This is a genomic window from Streptomyces sp. NPDC003697 (assembly GCF_053587115.1).
Genome location: NZ_JBSFNN010000079.1, coordinates 25,809 through 32,374, shown reverse-complemented (window position 1 = coordinate 32,374; position 6,566 = coordinate 25,809). Strand labels below are relative to the sequence as shown.

At 69.0% G+C, this 6,566-nt stretch carries 9 protein-coding genes and 1 tRNA gene; 9 read left to right on the top strand and 1 reads right to left on the bottom strand.

Annotation, left to right across the window (positions count from 1 at the left end; genetic code table 11):
- Positions 1-129 precede the first annotated feature (129 nt).
- Positions 130-1,356, bottom strand: coding sequence for a pyridoxal phosphate-dependent aminotransferase (locus ACWDNY_RS25300; RefSeq protein ID WP_451648083.1), 1,227 nt, complete (start codon positions 1,354-1,356; stop codon positions 130-132).
- Between the two features lie 273 nt (positions 1,357-1,629).
- Between ACWDNY_RS25300 and ACWDNY_RS25295 the strand changes: the two genes are divergently transcribed.
- The 9 genes from ACWDNY_RS25295 (at position 1,630) to rplL (ending at position 6,492) form a co-directional block, all read left to right on the top strand.
- Positions 1,630-1,702: transfer RNA gene (locus tag ACWDNY_RS25295), tRNA-Trp, on the top strand.
- A 108-nt stretch (positions 1,703-1,810) separates the two neighbouring features.
- A complete protein-coding gene (gene secE, locus ACWDNY_RS25290; protein ID WP_451648082.1) occupies positions 1,811-2,098 on the top strand; it encodes a preprotein translocase subunit SecE in 288 nt (95 codons plus the stop codon).
- A gap of 81 nt (positions 2,099-2,179) precedes the next feature.
- Entirely contained in the window at positions 2,180-3,052 is an 873-nt protein-coding gene (nusG, locus tag ACWDNY_RS25285) for a transcription termination/antitermination protein NusG (RefSeq protein WP_451648081.1), read from the top strand.
- A gap of 195 nt (positions 3,053-3,247) precedes the next feature.
- Complete coding sequence (gene rplK / locus ACWDNY_RS25280; protein WP_451648080.1) at positions 3,248-3,682, top strand: 50S ribosomal protein L11; 435 nt, start codon at positions 3,248-3,250, stop codon at positions 3,680-3,682.
- 100 nt (positions 3,683-3,782) lie between these two features.
- Positions 3,783-4,508, top strand: coding sequence for a 50S ribosomal protein L1 (gene rplA / locus ACWDNY_RS25275; RefSeq protein WP_451648079.1), 726 nt, complete (start codon positions 3,783-3,785; stop codon positions 4,506-4,508).
- Positions 4,509-4,648: 140 nt separating this feature from the next.
- Positions 4,649-4,843, top strand: a complete 195-nt coding sequence (locus ACWDNY_RS25270) for a hypothetical protein (RefSeq protein WP_451648078.1) — start codon at positions 4,649-4,651, stop codon at positions 4,841-4,843.
- Positions 4,844-4,936: 93 nt separating this feature from the next.
- On the top strand, positions 4,937-5,077 hold the full coding sequence (locus tag ACWDNY_RS25265; RefSeq protein ID WP_451648077.1) for a hypothetical protein: 141 nt from the start codon (positions 4,937-4,939) through the stop codon (positions 5,075-5,077).
- A gap of 381 nt (positions 5,078-5,458) precedes the next feature.
- A complete protein-coding gene (gene rplJ, locus ACWDNY_RS25260) occupies positions 5,459-5,989 on the top strand; it encodes a 50S ribosomal protein L10 (RefSeq protein WP_451648076.1) in 531 nt (176 codons plus the stop codon).
- A 116-nt stretch (positions 5,990-6,105) separates the two neighbouring features.
- Positions 6,106-6,492: a 50S ribosomal protein L7/L12 gene (gene rplL, locus ACWDNY_RS25255; protein WP_451648075.1), complete on the top strand. Its 387-nt coding sequence runs from the start codon at positions 6,106-6,108 to the stop codon at positions 6,490-6,492.
- Positions 6,493-6,566: the final 74 nt, after the last annotated feature.

The window sequence follows — 6,566 nt, the reverse complement described above, 5'->3', positions numbered from 1 at the left end:
GGGCGTGGAGGCGCAGCTGGCGCCAGTGCTCCGACTCCAGCAACGCCCACTCGTCGTACCAGCCGGGCAGGAGATCGGCCGAGACCCCGCAGGGAGGCGGCCCGTTCCTGTGTGCGAGCCCGGGGAACCTCAGTCCCGGGCCTCGGCCAGCAGCTTCTGGATCCGGCTCACGCCCTCGACCAGGTCCTCGTCACCGAGGGCGTAGGACAGCCGCAGGTAGCCGGGGGTGCCGAACGCCTCACCGGGGACGACCGCGACCTCGGCCTCCTCCAGGATCAGCGCGGCCAGCTCCACGGAGTTCTGCGGCCGCGTGCCGCGGATCTCCTTGCCGATCAGCGCCTTCACCGACGGGTAGGCGTAGAAGGCGCCCTCCGGCTCCGGGCAGACCACGCCGTCGATCTCGTTGAGCATCCGCACGATGGTCCTGCGGCGCCGGTCGAAGGCCTCGCGCATCGTGGCGACCGCCTCCAGGTCGCCGGAGACCGCGGCCAGGGCGGCCACCTGGGCGACGTTCGACACGTTCGACGTGGCGTGGGACTGCAGGTTCGTCGCGGCCTTCACCACGTCCTTCGGGCCGATGACCCAGCCCACGCGCCAGCCGGTCATGGCGTACGTCTTGGCGACGCCGTTGACCACGATGCACTTGTCGCGCAGCTCCGGCAGCAGGGTCGGCAGGGACACCGAGGCGGCGTCGCCGTAGACCAGGTGCTCGTAGATCTCGTCGGTGAGCACCCACAGGCCGTGCTCCACGGCCCAGCGGCCGATGGCCTCGGTCTCGGCCTGGGAGTAGACCGCGCCGGTCGGGTTGGACGGCGAGACGAAGAGCACCACCTTCGTCTTCTCGGTGCGGGCGGCCTCCAGCTGCTCCACGCTGACGCGGTAGCCGGTGGTCTCGTCGGCGACGACCTCCACCGGCACGCCGCCGGCCAGGCGGATCGACTCCGGGTAGGTCGTCCAGTACGGCGCCGGCACGATGACCTCGTCACCGGGGTCGAGGATCGCGGCGAAGGCCTCGTAGATGGCCTGCTTGCCACCGTTGGTGACCAGGATCTGTGCGGCCTCGGGCTCCCAGCCGGAGTCGCGCAGCGTCTTGGCGGCGATCGCGGACTTCAGCTCGGGCAGGCCGCCGGCCGGCGTGTAGCGGTGGTACTTGGGGTTCCTGCAGGCCTCGACCGCGGCCTCGACGATGTAGTCCGGGGTCGGGAAGTCGGGCTCACCGGCGCCGAAGCCGATCACCGGGCGCCCGGCGGCCTTGAGGGCCTTGGCCTTGGCATCCACGGCGAGAGTGGCGGACTCGGAGATCGCGCCGACTCGGGCGGAGACCCGGCGCTCGGTGGGAGGGGTTGCAGCGCTCATACCGTCCATCGTCCCAGACGCGAAACGCACGGGGGACACGGGTTTCACGGATTGAGCAGGAAGGGGCGGCAAGGGGACGGAACGTGGAACACCCGTCCGGATCCGGGCTCCCGTCAGGGCGATCTTCGGCCCCGGCGGCCCGGACGGGCGCTTTCTGTTCGACGACCGGCGCCGGACCACGTACACTCACACCTCGTTGGCCTTCAGCAGCCGCCGCCGCAACCGGTGCACGCCGAGCACCCGGGCGGATGCGGTACGTTGGGGGACACACAAAGGGTCGTAGCTCAATTGGTAGAGCACTGGTCTCCAAAACCAGCGGTTGGGGGTTCAAGTCCCTCCGGCCCTGCTACACACACTTTCGCCAGGATGTGTGCGCGTGTACGTACAGCAATGCACCGCCGTGCGGCTCCGACCGGGCGCGGCACGGCCACGACCCGGGACCAGGTGAGGACGAATGACGGACGCCGTGGGCTCCATCGACACGCCTGATGCCCAGGACGAGGTGTCGGAGTCCAAGAAAAAGGGCCGCAAGGGCGGGAAGCGCGCCAAGAAGGGCCCGCTGAAGCGTCTTGCCCTCTTCTACCGTCAGATCATCGCGGAACTCCGCAAGGTCGTCTGGCCGACGCGCCACCAGATGACGTCGTACACCACCGTGGTGATCTTCTTCGTTGTCATCATGATCGCTCTGGTGACCGTGATTGACTATGGGCTCGACCACGCGGCCAAGTACGTCTTCGGCTGAGCCAAGAGCGAAGGGCGCCGTGGATCCCGGCGCCCCTTTTCGCATGTTCCACCCCTATGTATCCAGGAAGAAGCAGCCACCGTGTCTGACCCGAACCTGAACGACGCCATCGAGCCGAACGAGTCCGCGGATGACGAGCTCGACATCGTCGAGGGCGCGGACGAGGTCGACGAGGCCGAGGCTGTCGAAGCCGCCGCGGGCGAGCCGGCCGAGCAGGCCGCCGTCCACGTCGAGGACGAGGCCGGCGAGGGCGAGGGCGCCGAGAGCGAGCCGGAGGCCGAGGGCGCCGAGAGCGAGCCGGAGGCCGAGGGCGCCGAGAGCGAGCCGGAGGCCGAGGTGGACCCGGTCACCAAGCTCCGCGAGGAACTGCGCACCCTGCCCGGCGAGTGGTACGTCATCCACACCTACGCCGGCTACGAGAAGCGCGTGAAGGCCAACCTGGAGCAGCGCGCCGTCTCGCTGAACGTCGAGGACTTCATCTACCAGGCCGAGGTGCCCGAGGAAGAGATCGTCCAGATCAAGAACGGCGAGCGCAAGACCGTCCGGCAGAACAAGCTGCCTGGTTACGTCCTCGTCCGCATGGACCTGACGAACGAGTCCTGGGGCGTCGTCCGCAACACGCCCGGCGTGACGGGCTTCGTCGGCAACGCCTACGACCCCTACCCGCTGTCCCTCGACGAGATCGTCAAGATGCTCGCCCCGGAGGCGGAGGAGAAGGCCGCCCGCGAGGCCGCCGAGGCCGAGGGCAAGCCGGCTCCGCAGCGCAAGGTCGAGGTCCAGGTGCTGGACTTCGAGGTCGGCGACTCGGTCACCGTCACCGACGGTCCGTTCGCCACGCTGCAGGCGACCATCAACGAGATCAACCCCGACTCGAAGAAGGTCAAGGGCCTGGTGGAGATCTTCGGCCGCGAGACGCCGGTCGAGCTCTCCTTCGACCAGATCCAGAAGAACTGAGGTTCTTCCCCACCGACCACTTCCGAGCAGGTCAGTCCGGTTGCCAAAGCCGGTCTGACCTGCTCGGTTTTTGGCCGCGCATGGATACCCGTTATCGTTGTGCGGTATGCCTCCATCCGGATGTTCCGTTCGATTGCGGACGGTCTGGCAGGTGGATGGGGGCGAAACACTCTCACTAGGACCCGGAGAGAGCACATGCCTCCCAAGAAGAAGAAGGTCACGGGGCTCATCAAGCTCCAGATCCAGGCCGGCGCCGCCAACCCGGCTCCGCCGGTCGGCCCGGCGCTGGGTCAGCACGGCGTCAACATCATGGAGTTCTGCAAGGCCTACAACGCCGCGACCGAGTCGCAGCGCGGCTGGGTCATCCCGGTGGAGATCACGGTCTACGAGGACCGTTCCTTCACCTTCATCACCAAGACGCCGCCGGCCGCGAAGATGATCCTGAAGGCCGCCGGTATCGAGAAGGGCTCCGGCGAGCCGCACAAGACCAAGGTCGCCAGGATCACCGAGGCCCAGGTCCGCGAGATCGCCCAGACCAAGCTGGACGACCTCAACGCCAACGACCTGGACGCCGCCGCGAAGATCATCGCCGGCACCGCCCGGTCCATGGGTGTCACGGTCGAGGGCTGAACGCCACCCTCGTAGAACATCGCGGCAGTCACCGCTGCCGCCCGTGGAAGGGCCTGCTCGGCCCGTACCACGCCTCCTTTCAGAACACACAGGAGCAGTTGTGAGCAAGCGCAGCAAGGCTCTCCGCGCTGCGGACGCCAAGGTCGACCGGGAGAAGCTGTACGCCCCGCTCGAGGCCGTCCGTCTCGCCAAGGAGACCTCCACGACCAAGTTCGACGGCACCGTCGAGGTCGCCTTCCGTCTGGGTGTCGACCCGCGCAAGGCCGACCAGATGGTCCGTGGCACCGTGAACCTCCCGCACGGCACCGGCAAGACCGCCCGGGTCCTGGTCTTCGCGACCGGCGACCGTGCCGAGGCCGCTCGTGCCGCGGGCGCCGACATCGTCGGCGCCGACGAGCTGATCGACGAGGTGTCGAAGGGCCGTCTGGACTTCGACGCCGTCGTCGCCACCCCGGACCTCATGGGCAAGGTCGGCCGCCTCGGCCGAGTCCTCGGCCCGCGTGGTCTGATGCCGAACCCGAAGACCGGCACCGTCACCCCCGATGTCGTCAAGGCCGTCACCGAGATCAAGGGCGGCAAGATCGAGTTCCGCGTCGACAAGCACTCGAACCTGCACTTCATCATCGGCAAGACGTCGTTCGACGACGACAAGCTGGTGGAGAACTACGGCGCCGCGCTGGAGGAGATCCTCCGTCTGAAGCCGTCCGCCGCCAAGGGCCGCTACATCAAGAAGGCCGCCATCAGCACCACGATGGGCCCCGGCGTTCCGATCGACCCGAACCGCACCCGCAACCTCCTCGTCGAGGAGGACCCGGCCGCGGTCTGAGCCTGACGGCTCGCCCAGTCGGCGACGGGCCCCGCACCTGCTCCAGGTGCGGGGCCCGTCCCCTTTCCGCAGGACTTCCCCACCCGCCGCCGGTGCGCTGCGCCGGCATGCGCAGCACGGCCGTCGCACAGGGGGATCCGATGACGAGGACGACCGTGCGCCGCGTGACGGCGCCGATCGCGATGGTCGCCGCGCTGACGGGCACGGCCGCGTGCGACTCCGCCGAGCCCGGCGCGCACGACGGCAGGGCCGGCCGGCACGTCCCGCGCGTCAGCCCCGCCGCCCTGGCGGCCCTGCGCTCCGCCGACCGCTCCACGGGCCGGGCCGCCGGCTGAAGGCACGGTCACCCAGGCCGGCGTGACCACCGAGACCGTCGACTGATCAACGACCGCGACCTGCTGGTCAGGCCCTCCACGGCGCGGACGGCCATGGGGCAGACGACTCGGACGGCCCACTACACCGACTACGGCGTGGGGGTCTCCGTCCCCGCATCGCCGGCGGACGACACCGAGGACTTCCGGGACCTGCTGAAACAGCGGGGCGGGGCCGGCCTGCCGCCCTCCAAGTGAGCCGGCGGCCTCCCGGGCCGGCCGGTCGCCGCGCGCTGCCGCTCGTCCGGCATCGACGCGTGGCCGGGACCCGGCCAAGGGCGCGAAGGACCCCGGCCGGACGGGATTTGCCTGCCCGCGCCCCGTTCGCGTACTCTCCTACCGAAGCCAAAGACCGCTGGTCGTTGCCGTGCCCTCGAAGGAGGCGCGGTGGCCGAAGGATCCGCTGAACTGCGGACGACCCGCGCAGGTGACTGTGGAAGTACTCCCGGAATGCACGCGCCACGCTGCGTGTGTGGCCGGTCGAGTCCGCCCCGAGCGCCTGCGCCGGGGCGTTTCGTTTTCCCCAGTCCTCCTTCGGGTCCGCGCGGTCAGAATCACCCGGAAGGAGGCCGAGGCTCTATGGCGAGGCCCGACAAGGCTGCCGCGGTGGCCGAGTTGACGGAGCAGTTCCGCAACTCCAGCGCCGCCGTGCTGACCGAGTACCGCGGTCTCACCGTGGCGCAGCTCAAGACGCTGCGCCGGTCGCTCGGTGAGAACGCCCACTACTCCGTGGTGAAGAACACGCTGACCAAGATTGCGGCCAACGAGGCCGGGATCACGACGCTGGACGACCTGTTCCACGGTCCGACGGCTGTCGCCTTCGTCACCGGTGACCCGGTGGAGTCGGCGAAGGGTCTCCGTGACTTCGCCAAGGACAACCCGAATCTCGTCATCAAGGGCGGTGTCCTTGACGGCAAGGTGCTGTCCGCCGACGAGATCAAGAAGCTTGCGGACCTCGAGTCCCGCGAGGTTCTGCTCTCCAAGCTGGCCGGTGCCTTCAAGGCGAAGCAGTCCCAGGCTGCCTCCGTCTTCCAGGCGCTGCCGTCGAAGCTCGTCCGCACCGTGGACGCGCTGCGCGCCAAGCACGAAGAGCAGGGCGGTGCCGAGTAACTCGGCTCGCTTTCTGACCCTCGCCGTCTGACGCGGCAAGGGTCGCAGCGGGCCGACGTACGCCCGCCTCACCCAGTACATCCGGCACCTGCCGATTGAGTGGAAGGACCGCCATCATGGCGAAGCTCACCCAGGACGAGCTGCTTGCCCAGTTCGAGGAGATGACCCTCATCGAGCTCTCCGAGTTCGTGAAGGCCTTCGAGGAGAAGTTCGACGTCACCGCCGCCGCGGCCGCCCCGGTCGTCGTCGCCGGTGCCGCCGGTGGCGCCGCCGCCGAGGCCCCCGAGGAGAAGGACGAGTTCGACGTCGTCCTCACCGGTGCCGGCGACAAGAAGATCCAGGTCATCAAGGTCGTGCGTGAGCTGACCTCCCTGGGCCTGAAGGAGGCCAAGGACCTGGTCGACGGTGCGCCGAAGCCGGTTCTCGAGAAGGTCAACAAGGAGGCCGCGGACAAGGCCAAGGAGTCCCTCGAGGGCGCCGGCGCCTCCGTCGAGGTCAAGTAAGACCTTGCTCCAGAGGGCGGAGTCTCTCCGGCCTCGACCTCGCGCTGAGAGCAGCCCCCCAGGGCTGTAACGCG

Bases quoted from the DNA above. Each gene is read 5' to 3' on its own strand.
- ACWDNY_RS25265 (WP_451648077.1), top strand. From the start codon at position 4,937: ATGGGGCAGACGACTCGGACGGCCCACTACACCGACTACGGCGTGGGG.
- secE (WP_451648082.1), top strand. From the start codon at position 1,811: ATGACGGACGCCGTGGGCTCCATCGACACGCCTGATGCCCAGGACGAG.
- ACWDNY_RS25300 (WP_451648083.1), bottom strand. From the start codon at position 1,356: ATGAGCGCTGCAACCCCTCCCACCGAGCGCCGGGTCTCCGCCCGAGTC.
- rplJ (WP_451648076.1), top strand. From the start codon at position 5,459: ATGGCGAGGCCCGACAAGGCTGCCGCGGTGGCCGAGTTGACGGAGCAG.
- rplL (WP_451648075.1), top strand. From the start codon at position 6,106: ATGGCGAAGCTCACCCAGGACGAGCTGCTTGCCCAGTTCGAGGAGATG.
- rplK (WP_451648080.1), top strand. From the start codon at position 3,248: ATGCCTCCCAAGAAGAAGAAGGTCACGGGGCTCATCAAGCTCCAGATC.
- ACWDNY_RS25270 (WP_451648078.1), top strand. From the start codon at position 4,649: ATGACGAGGACGACCGTGCGCCGCGTGACGGCGCCGATCGCGATGGTC.